Source organism: Psychromonas arctica (assembly GCF_038155225.1).
Classification (GTDB): Bacteria; Pseudomonadota; Gammaproteobacteria; order Enterobacterales; family Psychromonadaceae; genus Psychromonas; species Psychromonas arctica_B.
In genome coordinates, this window is the sequence record NZ_JBAKBA010000006.1 from 35,652 (window position 1) to 53,423 (window position 17,772).

The 17,772-nt window shown below is 36.3% G+C and carries 16 protein-coding genes; 8 read left to right on the plus strand and 8 right to left on the minus strand.

The window, feature by feature from the left end; all coding sequences use genetic code 11:
* Positions 1–257: 257 nt before the first annotated feature.
* Both V6255_RS04060 and alr read left to right on the plus strand, forming a co-directional pair.
* Positions 258–1,517, plus strand: a complete 1,260-nt coding sequence (locus V6255_RS04060; protein ID WP_160062835.1) for a D-amino acid dehydrogenase — start codon at positions 258–260, stop codon at positions 1,515–1,517.
* 9 nt (positions 1,518–1,526) lie between these two features.
* The gene (alr, locus tag V6255_RS04065; RefSeq protein WP_341626983.1) at positions 1,527–2,609 is read left to right on the plus strand and encodes an alanine racemase; all 1,083 of its coding nucleotides are present in this window, start codon (positions 1,527–1,529) and stop codon (positions 2,607–2,609) included.
* A gap of 218 nt (positions 2,610–2,827) precedes the next feature.
* Here alr and V6255_RS04070 read toward each other — a convergent pair whose 3' ends face one another.
* The 4 genes from V6255_RS04070 to djlA form a co-directional block, all read right to left on the minus strand.
* Positions 2,828–4,297: an HD-GYP domain-containing protein gene (locus V6255_RS04070; protein ID WP_341626984.1), complete on the minus strand. Its 1,470-nt coding sequence runs from the start codon at positions 4,295–4,297 to the stop codon at positions 2,828–2,830.
* A 457-nt stretch (positions 4,298–4,754) separates the two neighbouring features.
* Complete coding sequence (gene dapD, locus V6255_RS04075; protein WP_025562732.1) at positions 4,755–5,783, minus strand: 2,3,4,5-tetrahydropyridine-2,6-dicarboxylate N-succinyltransferase; 1,029 nt, start codon at positions 5,781–5,783, stop codon at positions 4,755–4,757.
* 193 nt (positions 5,784–5,976) lie between these two features.
* The gene (locus V6255_RS04080; protein ID WP_341626985.1) at positions 5,977–6,513 is read right to left on the minus strand and encodes a DUF2937 family protein; all 537 of its coding nucleotides are present in this window, start codon (positions 6,511–6,513) and stop codon (positions 5,977–5,979) included.
* Positions 6,514–6,515: 2 nt separating this feature from the next.
* Positions 6,516–7,322 carry a co-chaperone DjlA gene (djlA, locus tag V6255_RS04085; RefSeq protein WP_341626986.1) on the minus strand — a complete coding sequence of 269 codons (807 nt, stop codon included), beginning with the start codon at positions 7,320–7,322 and terminating at the stop codon, positions 6,516–6,518.
* Between the two features lie 221 nt (positions 7,323–7,543).
* On the opposite strand from djlA, the gene lptD reads away from it, so the two are divergent.
* Genes lptD through V6255_RS04110 form a run of 5 tightly spaced genes read left to right on the plus strand, consistent with a single transcriptional unit; the run spans position 7,544 to position 13,912 of the window.
* Positions 7,544–9,952 carry an LPS assembly protein LptD gene (lptD, locus tag V6255_RS04090; RefSeq protein WP_341626987.1) on the plus strand — a complete coding sequence of 803 codons (2,409 nt, stop codon included), beginning with the start codon at positions 7,544–7,546 and terminating at the stop codon, positions 9,950–9,952.
* Positions 9,953–9,962: 10 nt separating this feature from the next.
* On the plus strand, positions 9,963–11,279 hold the full coding sequence (surA, locus tag V6255_RS04095; protein ID WP_341626988.1) for a peptidylprolyl isomerase SurA: 1,317 nt from the start codon (positions 9,963–9,965) through the stop codon (positions 11,277–11,279).
* Positions 11,279–12,274, plus strand: coding sequence for a 4-hydroxythreonine-4-phosphate dehydrogenase PdxA (pdxA, locus tag V6255_RS04100; protein ID WP_341626989.1), 996 nt, complete (start codon positions 11,279–11,281; stop codon positions 12,272–12,274). The genes surA and pdxA overlap by 1 nt, the downstream gene beginning before the upstream one ends.
* Positions 12,275–12,276: 2 nt before the next feature.
* Positions 12,277–13,092: a 16S rRNA (adenine(1518)-N(6)/adenine(1519)-N(6))-dimethyltransferase RsmA gene (gene rsmA, locus V6255_RS04105; RefSeq protein ID WP_341626990.1), complete on the plus strand. Its 816-nt coding sequence runs from the start codon at positions 12,277–12,279 to the stop codon at positions 13,090–13,092.
* A 7-nt stretch (positions 13,093–13,099) separates the two neighbouring features.
* Positions 13,100–13,912 (plus strand): symmetrical bis(5'-nucleosyl)-tetraphosphatase, encoded by an 813-nt coding sequence (locus V6255_RS04110; RefSeq protein WP_341626991.1) that lies wholly within the window; start codon positions 13,100–13,102, stop codon positions 13,910–13,912.
* 70 nt (positions 13,913–13,982) lie between these two features.
* On the opposite strand, the gene folA is transcribed toward V6255_RS04110, so the two are convergent.
* On the minus strand, positions 13,983–14,477 hold the full coding sequence (gene folA, locus V6255_RS04115; RefSeq protein ID WP_341626992.1) for a type 3 dihydrofolate reductase: 495 nt from the start codon (positions 14,475–14,477) through the stop codon (positions 13,983–13,985).
* A 239-nt stretch (positions 14,478–14,716) separates the two neighbouring features.
* Between folA and V6255_RS04120 the strand changes: the two genes are divergently transcribed.
* Positions 14,717–15,706, plus strand: coding sequence for a DUF2333 family protein (locus V6255_RS04120; protein WP_025562743.1), 990 nt, complete (start codon positions 14,717–14,719; stop codon positions 15,704–15,706).
* 324 nt (positions 15,707–16,030) lie between these two features.
* On the opposite strand, the gene V6255_RS04125 is transcribed toward V6255_RS04120, so the two are convergent.
* The 3 genes from V6255_RS04125 to V6255_RS04135 form a co-directional block, all read right to left on the minus strand.
* The gene (locus V6255_RS04125; RefSeq protein WP_341626993.1) at positions 16,031–16,366 is read right to left on the minus strand and encodes a PBPRA1643 family SWIM/SEC-C metal-binding motif protein; all 336 of its coding nucleotides are present in this window, start codon (positions 16,364–16,366) and stop codon (positions 16,031–16,033) included.
* Positions 16,367–16,508: 142 nt separating this feature from the next.
* Positions 16,509–16,985 carry a threonine/serine exporter family protein gene (locus V6255_RS04130; protein ID WP_160062863.1) on the minus strand — a complete coding sequence of 159 codons (477 nt, stop codon included), beginning with the start codon at positions 16,983–16,985 and terminating at the stop codon, positions 16,509–16,511.
* Complete coding sequence (locus tag V6255_RS04135) at positions 16,985–17,761, minus strand: threonine/serine exporter family protein (protein ID WP_341626994.1); 777 nt, start codon at positions 17,759–17,761, stop codon at positions 16,985–16,987. Before V6255_RS04135 ends, V6255_RS04130 begins: the two co-directional genes overlap by 1 nt.
* Positions 17,762–17,772 lie beyond the last annotated feature (11 nt).

Here is a 17,772-nt window from a genome sequence, read left to right on the forward strand (position 1 = left end):
TTGTTTAAGTCTTCATCAACATAAATAACACAATCTTATTACCTATGTTTATTTAATGTTACTTTACTGTTTCAATGATGATTTTATATTGGTTAAATATTGTCTAACCTCCTAGTTCTACTGCTTTTTTTAGATTAAAATACTGATTTTTGTTTTATTTTAGTTTTTTATGCTGAAACATCTTTAAATACAATCATTAATAATTGTGAATATCATCTATGATGTGTTTTCGAATTGATGATTATTTTGGGATAAAAATGAAAGTTTTAATATTAGGTTCTGGTGTAATAGGCGTAACGAGTGCTTGGTATTTAGCTAAGTCTGGACATGATGTCACGGTAGTTGACAGACAATCAAGCGTTGCTAATGAAACGAGTTTTGCCAATGCAGGGCAAATATCTCCAGGATATTCTGCACCTTGGGCTGCGCCAGGTATTCCAGTTAAAGCAATGAAATGGTTGATGCAAGAACTTGCACCATTAAAAATCAGCATTAAAGATCTAGACACGGAAACGTTAGTTTGGATGACCAAAATGGTAGCAAACTGTAACACTAAAGATTACCACATCAATAAAGCTCGAATGATGAGAGTGGCAGAATATAGCCGAAATTGTTTAAGAGAACTTAGAAAAGAAATTAATATTGAATACAATCATAGAACGCAAGGTACATTGCAAGTATTCCGTACTGAAAGCCAAGTAAAGAGCTCTAAAAAAGACATTGAAGTATTAAAAGAATGTGGTGTTGAACATAAAATACTAACAGCTGAAGATTGTTTAGGTTATGAACCAGCACTTCATCATACTATTGATAAAATCGTAGGTGGTATTCATTTACCAAATGATGAAACAGGTGATTGTCACATGTTCGTTACTGAATTAGCTAAAGCCTGTGAAGGCTTAGGTGTTAAATTTGTAATGGATACCAATATTGAGAAAATCAATAAACAAGGTAGCGAAATAGTCAGTGTTTCTACCAGTAAAGGTGAACTTACCGCAGATGCTTACTTAATGGCTTTAGGTTCTTATTCTACGCACATGCTTGCAAACCTTAATATCAGAGTGCCTGTCTACCCTATTAAAGGCTATTCTCTTACTATCCCAATTCAAGACTATTCAGCAGCACCAGAATCAACCGTGATGGATGAAACTTACAAAGTGGCAATCACGCGTTTAGGCGATCGTATTCGAGTCGGTGGAACCGCGGAAATTAGCTCTTATAACTTAGCGTTATTAGAAAAACGTCGTAAAAATATTGAGTTCTCTATTGCTGATTTATTCCCTCATGCAACAGATTTAACTAAAGCAGAATTCTGGACGGGTTTAAGAGCAATGACACCGGATGGTACGCCAATCCTAGGTAAAACCAATATTGATAACTTATTTCTTAATACAGGTCACGGTACACTAGGTTGGACGATGTCTTTAGGTTCAGCAAAATTTGTAAGTGATGTTATTAATGATAAAACACCAGATATTGATGATTCAGGTTTATCAGCAGATCGTTACGCACGATAGGGGTGAAAAATGGCTAGAACAGCAACAGCGATTATTAACTTAAACGCGATTAAACAAAACTATTTACATTCAAAATCACTTGCTGCACCTGCTAAAGCAATTGCAACGATTAAAGCGAATGCTTATGGTCACGGTGCCATTGAAGTCGCTAACGCTTTAACTGATGTAGCAGATGCATTTGGTGTAGCGTGTATTGAAGAAGCAATAGAATTGCGTGATGCTGGCATTAAACAACCTATCTTGTTACTAGAAGGTTTTTTTACAGCAGATGAATTAGAGTACATCAGTGAAAATAATTTGTGGTGTGCAATACATAACCAGCATCAACTTGATGCATTAAAAGCAGCAAAGCTTAAGCAGCCGGTTAATGTTTGGTTAAAAATGGACTCAGGTATGCATCGATTAGGTTTTTTGCCTAAAGAATATGCAGATGCTTGGCAACAGCTATCTAACTTAGAGCAAGTTGCTAGTATCACCCACATGAGTCACTTTTCATCTGCTGATGATTTAAGCTCGCCATTAACTAAAAAACAAACAGAATTGTTTATAAACACGATTGGTGAATTACCAGGTGAAATTAGTATTGCTAACTCATCAGCTGTATTGACGAAAGCTGTCAAAGGTAGAAACCAATGGGTGCGCCCAGGCATTATTATTTATGGTTCATCACCTATCGACGATGATGAGCTAGCGAGTCCTTTAATCCCTGCGATGACATTTAAAGCAAAAGTTATCTCTCAGCGTACGATCAATAAAGATGAAAGTGTTGGTTATAACGGTTTATGGACCGCTGAAGAAACAACAAAAATAGGGACAGTGTCAATTGGTTATGCTGATGGATACCCTAGACATGCAGAAAATGGCACACCTGTTTTTATCAATGGTAAAAAGAGTCAAATATTAGGTCGTGTTTCAATGGATATGGTCATGGTTGATTTATCTATGTTTGAGCAACAAGACTGTATTGGATTTGATGTGGAATTATGGGGTGATAACATCTCAGTTAATGAAGTGGCTAACTGCGCAGAAACTATTTCATATTCGTTATTGTGTGGTTTAACACGCCGAGTCAGTAAAACTTACATAAAATAACCTATCATTAATTTAACGTGATTTTTGATCAATGAATCACGTTAAATTATCTATACCCTCACCTTTTAACTCACTATCTTTAACAAATCACTTTTATAAAAATACCTACCTTTACGCAACTACTTTAAAATAAGATATTCTGGTCAATCTTTATCTTCAATCTTCAATCTTCAATCTTCAATCTTCAATCTTCAACAAGCACAAATAACTTTCGTACTTTATGCCAGCAAATCTTTGGCACTGTCTTGAAAGTGAGCGGCAATATCAACAAACTTATCTTCAATAGCAAGAAACGCTTTTACCACTGCAGGGTCAAAATGCGATCCCTCCCCTTTTATAATAATCTCTTTTGCTTCTTGATGTGAAAAAGCAGGCTTATAGACTCGTTTAGAGATAAGTGCATCGTAGACATCAGCTAAAGCCATTAGTCGCCCAGACAAAGGAATGTTTTCCCCTGATAGTTGATTCGGATAACCTGAACCATTCCATTTTTCATGGTGTGTTAAGGCAATTTCTTTTGCAATTTCTAAAAATGAACTACTGCCTAATTGCTTTTCTGCTATCGATAAAGCATCCGCACCAATTTGAGCGTGTCCTTTCATAATTTCAAATTCATCGTCGGTTAATTTACCTGGTTTAAGTAATATATTATCAGGAATACCTACTTTACCTACATCATGTAACGGAGCAGACTTATATAAAAGTTCGATATAATTAGAGGTAAGCAAAGTGGAATACGCTGTAGATTCACTCAATTTTTCAGCCAATGCCTTAACATACTCTTGTGTACGTAAAATATGCGCGCCGGTTTCATTATCACGAGATTCAGCTAAAGCAGACAAACTAACGATCGCTACATCTCTTGTTGTTTTCACTTCATTTTGAGCAAACTCAAGACTATCTAACATACTATTAGTTAATGATGCCGTTGAACCGAACTCATCGTAACTAAAAATAGGCAAACGGGTATTAATATCACCATCGCTTACCTTTTTTAAGGCACTCTCTTGGCTCAGTAAAATTTGTTTAATCACCTTACTCCATAAAAACATAACCGCCATAGCATAACCTGTAACAAGTGCCGCGATATAAATGAGTTCTTTAATAACACTAATCTGCCCACTACCATCCATGACTAATTCAGGATTGTGTTTTAGCCAAAAAATATCTTTTACCGTCACCATAGTTAATGCGGCAGTAAGAATGACTAATAAAAGAATCACTAACCAAATCATTTGATTAATTAAAGAACTTCGTTGACCTGAGAGTTCAAATTCAAATTTTCCACTCTGTTCCATTTTATTCATTTGTGCGAGTTTTGCAGAAAGTTGTAACAGACAGCCAGTAAAGAACCCAAACAATGCCATCCCAAAAACAATTTTCACATTACTATCAAGTCCAAAGTCATAAACAATATTATAATAAAGCGCTAATGGAAGGCTGGCGATGAAAAAGCAAAACGTATCTAATTTTATTTGTTTTATCTGTTTGTTTAAGGCGTGATGAGGTAATAAAAAGTGTCGTATTAGCAATAAGATAGAAAAAGTAATTGATACATGAATAAATATCTCACTAATCGTTAAGCTTGCTAAAAAAGGACAAACTCGACCGCCATAAATGCCAAATAAAATAGCAGCGAGAATATAAAGCTTAAAAGTAAGCGGAGCATTGTAATTTGAGCTGTTCATTGTTCACCTTTTTAGTGCTTAGATTCATTGTATTTCACTTTTATAGAACAACTAAAATAGCTATTACAATGGCTTATCAGCCATAAAAAGCGTGTAATAATAGATTTAAATTTATTTAAAAGAACAAAAATAAAAACATCTATCCGATACTATAGCCAATTATAGGTACAAATCCTAAGTAAATGCTTCTCATTTATTACTAAAAAATAACTGCCGAAACAGGAAAGGGGAATTAATTCATTAAAACAACGAAAAGATGGGCAACTATTTATAATCATTAGATTAATAAAGGGCACTGTATTTTACACAGCGAAAAAATAAGCAACTTCAAGTTGTACAATAGTTGGTTAGTACGATCGGCATGACTAAAAACAAGTATTTAATAGGTATAAAAAAGGCTACCTGTAGATAGCCTAAAAACGTTTTTAACTGATGTGCGAATTAACTAAAACACAACCTAGTTAGAATGCAACATACTGTTTAGCTCTACTGCGCTCTTATTAACTAAACATTCAATTTGACCTGTTGTTGAGTTACGACGGAACAGTAAATCATCTTTATTAGATAATTCACGCGCTTTAACAAAACCTGCGTCATTACCTTCATTATCTAACATCTTAACTTTAGAGCCCGCTGTTACGTATAAACCAGATTCGATAGTACAACGATTACCTAGTGGGAAACCTAAGCCAGCATTAGCGCCTAATAAGCTATTTTCGCCAATCGCAACTACCATTTTACCGCCACCAGATAACGTCCCCATGATAGAAGCGCCACCACCGATATCACTACCTTCGCCAACCATAACACCAGCAGAGATACGACCTTCGACCATGCTAACACCAGCAGTACCAGCATTGAAGTTAATGAAACCTTCGTGCATAACAGTCGTACCTTCACCAACATGAGCACCTAAACGAACACGAGATGTATCCGCAATACGAACACCGGCTGGTACAACGTAATCAACCATTTTAGGAAATTTATCAACACAATCGACAGTGATAGTTTTACCTTTTAAACGCGCTTTCATTTGGCGATCTTTTAACTCAGGTAAATCGATCGGGCCTTTATTTGTCCATGCAATGTTATGCAGTAAGCCAAAAATACCATCTAACACAACACCATGTGGTTTAACTAAACGATGCGAGATAAGTTGTAATTTTAAGTAGCCTTCAGCAACACTTTGAGGTGCTTCATCTGTTGCTAGAATAACTAACACTAATGGTTGTTTTGATTTAGCTGCAGCTACTGCAAAGTCAGCATTATCTGTATCATCTTCACCATTAAATGCAGCAGCTAATTGCTCTGCAACGTCTGGTTTAACTTCGATGACTTGATTGCCACCTTCATAACCAGTAATAGCAGCAATAGTCGCTACTAAATCTTCATTTGGGTTTAAAATTGGGTTTGGGAAAAATGCTTCAATGATTTTTTGGTCACGATTTTTAGTAGCTGTACCAAACGCAAGAGAAAATGTAGACATGTATTAAGCTCCGATTTAAAAGTCTATTAGGTGTAAAACACCATAAAATGATTGCTAAAATAATTAGTAGACAATAATAGAGAAGCACTTGCACAGATGCAAAATTAAAACGTTATAAGCGGAAATTATTTGATATAGATGGGTTTGATACTCATTTAGTCGAGTAATTACACCAAGGATATAAGTTTAGTGCTCAATAATTATCTTCAGGTTTACTTTTAGCCTGAAGGAATAATGTTAATAATACTAATTTTATAAGGTACAAAAAAAACTCAAGCGATAACATTAATGTAACTGCCACGCTTACACCGACTAAAATGGCCTGTTGATTAAGTAACACATTGGCTTGATAACCAGTCCAGGTCTCATTAACAATAGGATCGTTGATTTGTTGCGTTAATTCCCATAATTTATACCAAATCGGCTGATTTAAATTATCTATTTTTTGTTGTAAAAATTGCACTCGTGAGTAAGTATTTTCTATAACCAGTGCTTCTTCACGGTACAAACTATCTTTACTATTTTTATGTTTTGTAATCAGTGCGCTTAAATCACCCGAAAAATACTTATTTGCCAGTGATTGAAACGCGGCTAATTGTTGTTGAGCTTCAACAAAATGTCCTTGCAAGCGCAATTCATATTGTTGTAAAAAATTCGGTAACTGCAAACCTAAAAGCAAACTTAAAGTGAAGACAAGCTGTAAGCTATAGCGTTTAATTACCGATAACATTTTTATTTAAAGCCACGGTTAGTACGTAAAAGTTCGTAAGCTTTTTGAATATCTTGCGTTTTCTCTTTCGCTAATTCCATCATTTCTTCAGGCAGCCCTTTTGAAGCTAGCTTATCTGGGTGGTTTTGACTCATTAACTTACGGTAAGCACGCTTTACTTCTTTATCCGTTGCACTGCTATCAACGCCTAAGACTTGATAAGCGTCGCCTTCAGACTGTGCTGAGTTCTGTTGTTGACCACCTTGGTGAAAATGTTGTTGTCCTTGAATCATCTGAATTAAACGATCTAACTCAAAACGCGAGAAATTTAAATTTTCAGCAATAGTGTAAAGAATCGACTTTTCATTCTCATCAATCTCACCATCAGAAAAAGCAACTTGTACCTGAATGGCTAGAAACATTTGCAAAACATTACGCTCGCCATGTAACACACGCACAAACTCTTGTAATGTTTCAACCAATGTAAAATCAGCTTCTTTACCTGCGTTGAAAGCAGACTGGGCTTGTGTTCTTGCATTGCCGTGCAAATTCATTTGATCCATATATGCATTGGCAACTTGAATATCTGTTTGAGTCACTTTGCCTTTTGATTTAGCAACGTGCCCCATCACAGAGAAAGCAGTTTCAAAGAATATTTTTTGTTTATCTGCACTATTTCCTCGACCGCCTAATATACCATCTTGCATATTAAAGTTACGGCCAACAGCAACATCAAAACGATGTCCTAACCAAACACCTAATATTAGGCCAAAAAAGTGCCCAAACATAAACCCAAAAAATCCACCTAATAATTTGCCCCATATGCGCATAACTAATAATTACCTTTAAATTAAGAAAATAGTAAAACTGTCGAACATTTTGACTAACTATGTCAAGATTTACCAATTATTTGTACTAAATAACAGAAATACTCACGTAATAGACAATCAAAGATTGGAGCCAGCAAAAGTTTACTTTATTATACGTGGCTATATTGTTGTTTTCTGCTTAGCGTTTTCTGATATTTCTAAGCACTTGTAGTGAGTTATTCATGCTAAAATTAATACCCTTATTGTTCGTCCTGTCACCTATTGCTAATGCAGTTGCTCAAGAAACTGATACGAGTGATCTAAGTGATGAATTAAACACTGTTAATGAAACAGAGTTAAAAGTCGCATCACAAAGTATGGAAGAAAAATCTGCACCACGTGATGTAAATTTTTATTTCAGACAATGTTATCAAAATGTCCCACCGATCACGGAACGTAGCAATAACCTTGATAAAAGCCAAATCCCAATCAATATTGATGCAGATTCTTTAAGAGGGTTAAACGGCGAAATTATTTATGAAGGTGATGTTAACGCAGTGCAAGGAGAGAAATCTTTAGACTCTGACAAAATGGTATATAACCGAAATACATCTCAAGCAAATGCAACAGGCAATGCACGTTACGTCGACGGTCAGGTAACTTTAATTGCAAACGAAATTAATACCAACTTCAAAACTGATGAATCTTCTTTAATTCAAACCGAATTTCAATTCCATGGACGAGGTGGTCGAGGTAGTGCCGATCGTATTTATGATAATGGTCAAGGTCAATATGAGTTAAAGTCATCAAGTTATACAGCTTGCCCTCCTAACGATATCACTTGGAGCTTAGATGCATCAACGTTACATATCGATAAAGAAGCTGATATGGGAACTGCTTATAATGCAGTGTTAAGAATAAAAGATGTGCCAGTCTTTTACTTTCCTTATATCAGTTACCCGCTATCAGATGCACGAAAAACAGGTATATTATTTCCTACTTATGAGTTCTCTTCGGTCAATGGTTTTACTTATAACCAACCTTTATATATTAACATAGCACCCAATCAAGATGCGACAATCACCCCCACTTACATGCAAAATAGAGGGTTATTAGTCTCGACTGAATATCGTTACTTATTTGATGTCGGTTCAGGTACTTTACAATTTGAATATTTGAGTGACGATAGAATACGTAAAGATGATAACGGTGATGACATAGGTGAACGTTACTTAGTTCATTTCGATCATGATGTGACTTTTGCCGAAGATTGGAACTTCAATGTTGACTACAATAAAGTCAGCGATGAATACTACTTTAATGATATCACTACTGAATATGGTAGTCGAAGCGATAACCAGTTGCTACAAACCGCAAATTTAAGTTATACCAAAACAAATTGGAATGCGGAATTAGAAGTACGTAACTTCCAAGTACTCAATAATGACGAATATAATACCGATGATGATACTCCACATATCGTATTACCTAAATTAGCGTTCAGTGCATACCAACCTTTGCATTGGAAAAGTTTACAATTTGACTGGTATTCTGAAATAACACGCTTTGAACATAGTGATGATGATATTTACACAGGTACTCGTATTCATGTTGAACCAAAATTATCTTTACCACTCTATTATGATTCATTATTTGTGAATACTGAGCTGAAGTATATGTTGAGTTATTATCAACAGGACTTAGATAATGCGACTAAATATGATTGGTATGATGACCTAGAGGAGTCAACGGTACGCTATTTACCCTCTTTCAAAATTAACTCGGGGGTTAACTTAGAAAGAGATTTCTCTTGGTTTGGTGATGATTACCGCCAGACATTGGTACCTCAAATACAATATTTATATGTGCCATTCCAAGATCAATCGGGGATTGGCTTATACGATACAACAACATTACAACAAGATTATTATGGATTATTCCGTGACAATCGTTTCTCAGGGTATGACAGAATAGCAGAAGCAGATCAAATAACCTTAGGCGTATCAACTAGTTTCTTAAATGATCAAGGCAGAGAAAGATTACGTTTTGCTATTGGACAAAATTATTACTTTTCAGAATCTCGCACCGTTTTACCTACAGATGATGTCGATAACGACGATAAAGAAGTAAATAGGTCGTCTATCGTCAGTGAAATTGATGTCAATTTTGATAACGATTACTTCTTCCACGGCGGAATAGAATGGGATAGTGATGACAATTTCATTCAACGTGCTAATACAACCTTTGAAAAACGTTGGGCTTATAATACCTATGCTCAATTAAGTTACCGTTACTACAAAGAAGATAAAGATGCTGATTGGGATGAAATTGTTAACCAAGTTGGTACAAAAGTAAATTGGTCAATCGATACACAATGGTCTACTTTTGCGAGTTATTATTATAATGTTGAATTTCAAAACAGTTATGAGAGTATTATTGGCCTTAAATACCAATCATGCTGTTGGGCTATTGGCTTAACCTATGACAGGCATATGCTTTCTTATTTTGGAGATGAAGCTAGCTATGATGAGGATGTGGAAACAGAAAGTAGTGTCAGTATAACATTTGAACTAATGGGCTTAGGCGGTGTTGGTAACTCTGGATATGAAGATGGATTATTCGACTACGGTCGTCCATTTTATTTAAAGTAATAGGTAAAAAATGAAATTATCGAAACAATTTTTAAGTGTACTTATCTTCGCAACGACGATACCTCAGTTTGCCAATGCAGCTGAAGTCCAGCTAGATAAAATTGAAGCCGTTGTAAACAATGAACTTGTTTTAACAAGTGACATGAAAAACATGAAGCGTGATTTAATTGCGCGATATAAAGAAAATGGTGAAGCATTACCAGATAAAGGCAACATTGATAAGCAGATCTTAGACAAGTTAATTAGTGATAAATTACAGTTACAAATTGCAGAACGTATTGGTCTTCGACTCAGTGATGCTCAAATTGATCAAACCATTGAAGAAATGGCTAAGGAAAAAGGTCAAAGTTTATCTGAGATGCGATCCGATATAACGGCTGCAGGTATTAATTACAAAGCATTTGTAAATAATATTCGTGATGAATTAACCATTAATGAAGTACGTCAGATTCAAGTACGTAGACGTATCAATATTTCAGATCAAGAAGTTCAGCAAGTTATAGATCGTATCAATGAAGCTGGAGAGCAAAGTACCGAACTTAAGTTTGCACACATTTTATTAAAAGTGTCAGACGATGCTTCAGCAGAAAAAAAGCTAGCGATTGATGAAAAAGCACAGCAATTAGCACAACAAATTGAAAATGGTGCTGATATCAAACAACTCGCACTAACTAATTCAGAAGGTCCTAAAGCATTAGAAGGCGGAGATTGGGGCTGGAGGAAATTGGATGATATCCCAAGTCTATTTGCTGAAAACTTAACAGAATCAAACAAACAAGGCGATATTATTGGGCCATTTCATTCTAGATTGGGTGTCCATATCATCCAAATATTAGATAAAAAAGGTGGCGAAAATATAATGACAGAAGAAGTTAATGCTCGTCATATATTAGTCAAACCAACTATCATCATGAGTGATGAAAAAGCTAAAGGATTATTAGAAAAATTACGCCAAGAAATAGTCGATGGTACTAAAACCTTTGATGAATTAGCTAAACAATACTCTCAAGATCCAGGTTCAGCGGTCAAAGGTGGTGAGCTAGGATGGGCAGATCCAAATATGTACGTGCCTGAGTTCAGAGACCTTGCAAAATCACAACCTATTGGTGAAATTAGCCAGCCATTCCATACCATGCATGGATGGCATCTTTTACAAGTAATTGATAAGCGTGAGTCAGATACAACAAAAAGTGCGACTAAACAAAAAGCTTATAGCATGATATTTAGACAACGTTTCCCTGCAGAAGCTTACGCTTGGTTAAATGAAATTCGTCAAGAAGCGTATATTAAAATCAATAACCCTGATTACATTATTGAGGAAGAGTAATGTTACCTCGTATTGTTGTCACCGCAGGCGAACCGAGCGGAATAGGCCCTGATTTAATATTAGAATTAGCCGATAAAACTTGGCCAGTTGAGTTAATTATTTGTGCTGACTTAACGCTCTTAAAATCAAGAGCTCAGTTATTAAATAAAAAAATAACGTTTATTGAATATGATAAAAATAACACTAAACAGGCCCAGTCGATAGGTCAATTGACCGTTGCTCATATTGCTACTGATGCGCCTGTAGAAACAGGCGTGTTAAACGCAGCGAATGGTGCTTATGTACTAGAAACACTTCGCTATGCGAGCCAAGGCTGTTTAAGTGGAGAGTTTTCAGCGGTTGTTACCGCACCTGTCCATAAAGGTATTATTAATGATGCAGGAGTTACTTTTAGCGGCCACACAGAATTTTTTGCTGAACAAGCAAATGTAGACTTAGTCGTGATGATGTTGGCAACAACGGGTCTACGTGTTGCATTAGTAACAACACATTTACCGCTTTCAGCTGTACCAACTGCAATCACAGCGCCACTGTTAACTAATATCGTTACCATTTTAAATGCAGAACTGATTGAGAAGTACGGCATTAAACAACCAACTATTTATGTTTGTGGCTTAAATCCCCATGCAGGTGAAGGTGGTCATATGGGTAGAGAAGAGATAGAGGTTATCGAGCCCGCATTAGATAAATTGCGAACCCAAGGGATTAAATTAGTTGGCCCTTTACCAGCAGATACCCTATTCCAAGATAAATATTTACAACATGCAGATGCTGTTTTAGCGATGTACCACGACCAAGGTTTACCTGTTTTAAAATACAAAGGTTTTGGTCAGTCCGTTAATATCACATTAGGTTTACCGTTTATTCGTACTTCGGTTGACCATGGTACTGCATTAGATTTAGCTGGCACAGGCAAAGCCGATTCAGGCAGTTTATTGTGTGCAGTCAATGAGGCTATAACAATGGTCCAAAGTAACATCAACAAGGTTAACTAAAAATGAATGATAAAACCCACCTAGGCCATACAGCTCGTAAACGTTTTGGACAAAACTTTTTGCACGATGATTATATCATCGACTCAATTGTTGCTGCCATTTCACCACAAGCTGAAGATAATATAGTAGAAATTGGCCCGGGTTTAGGCGCACTAACAGAGCCCGTTGCAGCTAAAGTAAACTGTTTAAATGTAGTTGAGCTTGACCGTGATTTAGCTGAACGCTTAGAGAAGCATCCCACTTTACGCGATAAATTAAAAATTACTCAAGCCGATGCAATGCGTTTCGATTTTGGACAATTAGTTCAAGGTGATAAACAACTACGTGTCTTTGGTAATCTACCTTACAACATCTCTACACCGCTTATGTTTCACTTATTTGAATTTGCAGATAAGATTTCTGATATGCATTTTATGCTTCAAAAAGAAGTAGTTAATCGATTATGTGCAGGTCCTGATTGTAAAGCCTACGGTCGTTTGAGTGTAATGGCGCAATATTACTGTAATGTTATTCCTGTATTGGAAGTGCCACCAACAGCATTTATACCGGCTCCTAAAGTTGAGTCTGCGGTCGTTCGATTAGAACCTTACGATACACCACCATTTCTAGCAAAAAGCATGAAAGTACTAAATCAAGTATGTTCAATGGCTTTTAATCAACGTCGTAAAACTGTTCGTAATGGTTGGAGAGACTTACTAACAGTAGAAGAGCTAACCAGTCTTGATATTAATATTGGTCATCGTGCTGAGAATATTTCTGTTGAAGAATATGTACGAGTAGCAAACTATGTTTATGATCGTTTACAAAAAGAAGCGTAAATAAATAATGGCAACTTATATAGTAGGTGATATTCAAGGATGTTACGACGAATTGAGACAGCTACTATCTTTGGCCAACTTTGACCAAAGTGCTGATGAATTATGGGTCGCTGGCGATTTAGTCGCTCGAGGCCCAAAATCACTTCAAACATTGAGATACCTTAAAGAATTAGGTGCAAAAGTCATTTTAGGCAATCATGACCTGCACTTATTAGCGACTTCTATAGGTATTCATAAACCCAAAGTAAAAGACCAAATATCCCCTATTTTAGACGCTGAGGATAGCCACGTTTTATTAACATGGTTACGTCAACAACCGCTATTATTAGAACATCCTGAACATAAATTCATTATGGTGCATGCGGGAATATTACCATCATGGTCTATTCAGCAAGCAAAAAAATTAGCACAGGAAGTTGAACAAGAGTTACACGGTGACAACTATAAAGCGCTGCTTAAAAATATGTACGGTAACCACCCAACACAATGGGAAGAGACGCTATCAGGTATAGAACGAACACGTTACATTATAAATGTATTTACTCGTATGCGTTATTGCACCTTAAAAGGTGAGCTTGAGTTTGAGAACAAATTAGCCCCAGAGCAAACCGATAGCAGCAAGTTAAAACCTTGGTTTGAAATAACCCCACGGGATCATCAGCAACCTATCTTATTTGGGCATTGGGCTGCATTACTCGGTAAAACAAACCAACCTGACTTGTACGCATTAGATACAGGCTGCGTATGGGGAAATAGCCTCACTATGATACGTTGGCAAGATAAGAAGTTATTTTCATTATCCTGCCCTGCTTATGGCTAAAATTGATTCAATAACTCATTACAACTGTTTTTCTTTCAATTTATTGTTCATCAGTTATTAGTAAATAGCTTTAAGCATTCACTCTGTCTAACGTAACAAACTCTAAATTATGCGCATTCTTTTCATCTGCAGCATATTGCTCACTTTCTACTTGTTTCCATTCACCTTGTGCTAAATAATCAGGAAAACAGGTATCACCTTTTGTGTCTAAATCAATAAAAGTTAAATATAACCGATTCGCAACGGCTAAAAAGTGTTCATAAATAGTTGCTCCACCAATAATCATTACTTCTTCAACACCTTCAGCTACTAATAAAGCTTGCTCTACTGACGTAACACAGGTCACGCCAGCAATCTCTAATGCAGGATCTCTTGATACAACAATATTCAAACGCCCTGGTAAAGCTCTGCCAATTGAATCATAGGTTTTACGTCCCATGATCACAGGTTTACCTAACGTTGTTTTTTTAAAGTGTTGTAAATCAGCAGGTAAATGCCATGGCATTTGATTATCCAACCCAATCACTCGGTTATGAGCCATTGCTACTATCATTGAAATTTTCATTTTTATTTTTATTCCAGATTGCTTGTTATTTATAAATTTATTGAAAAAATTATTTAGAAACCTATTTAGAAACTTAATTGTTAAGCTTCATTATTAAACTTAGTAATTCAACTTAGTAATAGAGAAGTTTAACAATTAAGTTTTAAAATTCATCTATTTAATTGCTATCTTGTACATTAAATTTTGTCATTATTATGCTACAGTCTTATTACATTTACAGCTGTAATAGGGAATATAATATGGCCGTTTCAATTAAAAAAAGCATTATACCAATAGTCCTCGTCGTTATTTTTATTTTATGGCTATTATCAATTTGGTGGGGATGGATGCCATCTGCCTATAATGTAAAATCACGTACTCAAGAAGCCGCAAAAATTTCTAATGTAGAGATGATCCCTGGCTATGCAACCACAACCGCTCTGATCGATGTGACCACATGGTTAGTTGATAAACCCGGTGGCTTTTTATCAAATGACATGACACCTCCCGGCTTAATTATGGATAACATGCCTGCCTTTGAGTATGGTGTGTTAGAGCAGGTTCGAGATTTAGCATTAGTGATGCGTTTAGACTTTAGCCGTTCACAGTCTCAATCAACCGGTGATAAAGACTTAGAAACCGCGCAGAATAAAATGAATATTTCGCACAAAAATTGGATGCTTCCAAGTGCAGAAAAAGAATATAAACTAGCCATTAACGCTTTTAAACGTTACCGCAGCCGTTTGGTTGCAGAAGATCAGACTGAAGCACAGTTTTATACACGTGCCGATAACTTAAGTGATTGGTTACGTGAAATCGAAAAACGTTTAGGGTCTATTTCACAAAACCTAAGTGCGAGTGTCGGTAATGATGTTTTTGATACCAACCTAGCAGGTGACCCAACAGCAAGACAATCAACAAGAAGCGCTTCTGAAGTTGAAATCAAAACAAGCTGGTTTAAAATTGATGATGTTTTCTATGAAAGCCGAGGGGCTACTTGGGCGATTTTACATTTTTTAAAAGCCGTAGAAATTGATTTTGCAGATGTATTAGAAAAGAAAAATGCACAGGTTAGTTTAAAGCAGATCATTCGTGATTTAGAAGCGACTCAAGAAGCCGTATGGAGCCCAATGGTCTTAAATGGCAGTGGCTTTGGTTTCTTAGCAAATCACTCTCTAGTCATGGCAAACTACGTATCGCGTGCTAATGCAGCATTAATTGATTTAAGACGTTTGTTAGAACAAGGTTAATCGTTAACAAACTATAATCGTTGAAACAAAAAGCCCCGATAAAGTAACTTTATCGGGGCTTTTTGTTGTTTACGTTATTAATACCAATCACACTAATTAACTGATCTATTTTACTTGTTAAAATAACTTATTTCTTCGTTGTAAATATCGTAAAGGGAGCAATCATTAATGAATTAACATGTTTTAGCTAATTCACCGACAGACGATTAACGAAGTTAATCTTCGAAAGGCCTCAATTTACGCCTTAAACTAAGTCATTTTTCCTGCGCAAAATTTAGAACACTTATTTAATGTAATCGGTATAACTTTTTTAATAAATAAAAATTAACCGCAGCACTTTTTGTATTTCTTGCCGCTGCCACAAACACAAGGTTCATTACGAGCTGGCTTTTTATCGAAACGAGTAGTGACTGGTTTATTAATCAATACATCTAATTCTGTGATATTTTCTGCTTTTTCAGCATCAACAGTAATAGCCACAACTAAGTCATGCTCTTTAGCTAAAGCTTGTATCTCTTCTGCACGCGCTTCGCCATTAACAACTACCTGTAAAGGTAACTCTTCAGTACCTATTTTCACAGCACGTTTTGTATTAAAACCATAACTTGAATGTTTTGGTTTTTTCTCTTTTTTACCTTTAAAGAAAAATTTATCTGACATAATGAACCTTTATTATCCTACTCGCTTATTCTGCACACTTTATTTGTACTTAATATTTTTCGCACAGTGTACAGTATTCCTTATTCCAATCTAGCCTAATATACGTCCATCTATGTACCAATAAACCGATTATTAATGCAGGCTAAACAATCGGGCGTCCGCGATAAATTAAAATAGACGGTATTGCTAACCCAAAGCTTAGCGCGGTTAAGATAAATAAAGTGCGCAAACCATTTTCCATAACTACTTGCATCAACTCTAAACTGTAACCACTAGTATTAATTTCCACTAACCCAATCATTGCTGTAAACGCATAACTACCTGGAATCATAGGGATAACAGAGGCGACAGTAAACACAGGACGAGGTATAAGATGTTTACGAGACCAATACAATCCTAAAAACCCCATATTAGCCGAGGCGATAAAAGTCGCCCACTCAATAGGGATGCCGAAATGTAATAATAAAAAACGAAAACTGTGAGTTAACGCGCCACCAGCGGCACAAAAAATCAACATTTTGCGCGGTACATTAAATACCATGGCAAAACCAACAGCAGGTATCCATGCAAACCAAGCATCAGTAATGAATAATATAAACAGATTAAAAAATTCGCTCATTAGTTCGTCCACCCTGACACACCGATCACGGTCATTGCAGCAACAATACCAATAGATACACTAATCGCTAACAAAGTCGAAAAAACCCAACGAGCAATCCCCATATTAATATGTCCTTTCAACATATCTGACACAGCATTAATCAAAGGAAAACCAGGCACCAGCAACAACACACTTGCCGCCATTGCTATTTGTGGATTTTCTCCAGCTTCAAAAATAACCCCAACACTGGTAATAATAGTGGCAACGAACGCGGCTGCAGCAAAGTTTACAAAAGGGTTATGCTGTCGATGAGCAAGCTCTTGTCGTAGAATCATCGCTAAACATGCGGCCACAAAAGTAACCCAATATGCAGCCCTGTCACCGCCAAAGAAATGGCTGAAACTAGCACAGGAAAAACCGATCATTAACACCACTAACCAACGATTATGCTTAAATGGTTTTAATCGTTGTAGCCGTTTTTTCACTTCTTTTGCATCAAGTAACTGTTTTTCTACCATCACACAAATACGTTGCACATCACAGACCATTTGCATATTAATGCCTCGGTCATGGCAACGTCTGGTGGTAGTAACACAATGTCCGTTCACCAAACTAGTGATCACGATAGCGTCTGGGCTAATAGATAACTCAACATTATCAGCGCCAAGCGCTAATCCAATCCGTTGGGTTGTTTGTTCAATTAAACGACTCTCTGCCCCATGCTGATGTAAAATTTGTCCAGCAAAGACAGCGACCCGCGTAAGTTCCGTTTGTTGTTCCTTTGACAAGCTCATGATGTAGTCGA

What these genes read in the sequence shown, in the direction of transcription:
- V6255_RS04060 (WP_160062835.1), top strand. Translation starts at nt 258, where the DNA reads ATGAAAGTTTTAATATTAGGTTCTGGTGTAATAGGCGTAACGAGTGCT.
- alr (WP_341626983.1), top strand. Translation starts at nt 1,527, where the DNA reads ATGGCTAGAACAGCAACAGCGATTATTAACTTAAACGCGATTAAACAA.
- V6255_RS04070 (WP_341626984.1), bottom strand. Translation starts at nt 4,297, where the DNA reads ATGAACAGCTCAAATTACAATGCTCCGCTTACTTTTAAGCTTTATATT.
- dapD (WP_025562732.1), bottom strand. Translation starts at nt 5,783, where the DNA reads ATGTCTACATTTTCTCTTGCGTTTGGTACAGCTACTAAAAATCGTGAC.
- V6255_RS04080 (WP_341626985.1), bottom strand. Translation starts at nt 6,513, where the DNA reads ATGTTATCGGTAATTAAACGCTATAGCTTACAGCTTGTCTTCACTTTA.
- djlA (WP_341626986.1), bottom strand. Translation starts at nt 7,322, where the DNA reads ATGCGCATATGGGGCAAATTATTAGGTGGATTTTTTGGGTTTATGTTT.
- lptD (WP_341626987.1), top strand. Translation starts at nt 7,544, where the DNA reads ATGCTAAAATTAATACCCTTATTGTTCGTCCTGTCACCTATTGCTAAT.
- surA (WP_341626988.1), top strand. Translation starts at nt 9,963, where the DNA reads ATGAAATTATCGAAACAATTTTTAAGTGTACTTATCTTCGCAACGACG.
- pdxA (WP_341626989.1), top strand. Translation starts at nt 11,279, where the DNA reads ATGTTACCTCGTATTGTTGTCACCGCAGGCGAACCGAGCGGAATAGGC.
- rsmA (WP_341626990.1), top strand. Translation starts at nt 12,277, where the DNA reads ATGAATGATAAAACCCACCTAGGCCATACAGCTCGTAAACGTTTTGGA.
- V6255_RS04110 (WP_341626991.1), top strand. Translation starts at nt 13,100, where the DNA reads ATGGCAACTTATATAGTAGGTGATATTCAAGGATGTTACGACGAATTG.
- folA (WP_341626992.1), bottom strand. Translation starts at nt 14,477, where the DNA reads ATGAAAATTTCAATGATAGTAGCAATGGCTCATAACCGAGTGATTGGG.
- V6255_RS04120 (WP_025562743.1), top strand. Translation starts at nt 14,717, where the DNA reads ATGGCCGTTTCAATTAAAAAAAGCATTATACCAATAGTCCTCGTCGTT.
- V6255_RS04125 (WP_341626993.1), bottom strand. Translation starts at nt 16,366, where the DNA reads ATGTCAGATAAATTTTTCTTTAAAGGTAAAAAAGAGAAAAAACCAAAA.
- V6255_RS04130 (WP_160062863.1), bottom strand. Translation starts at nt 16,985, where the DNA reads ATGAGCGAATTTTTTAATCTGTTTATATTATTCATTACTGATGCTTGG.
- V6255_RS04135 (WP_341626994.1), bottom strand. Translation starts at nt 17,761, where the DNA reads ATGAGCTTGTCAAAGGAACAACAAACGGAACTTACGCGGGTCGCTGTC.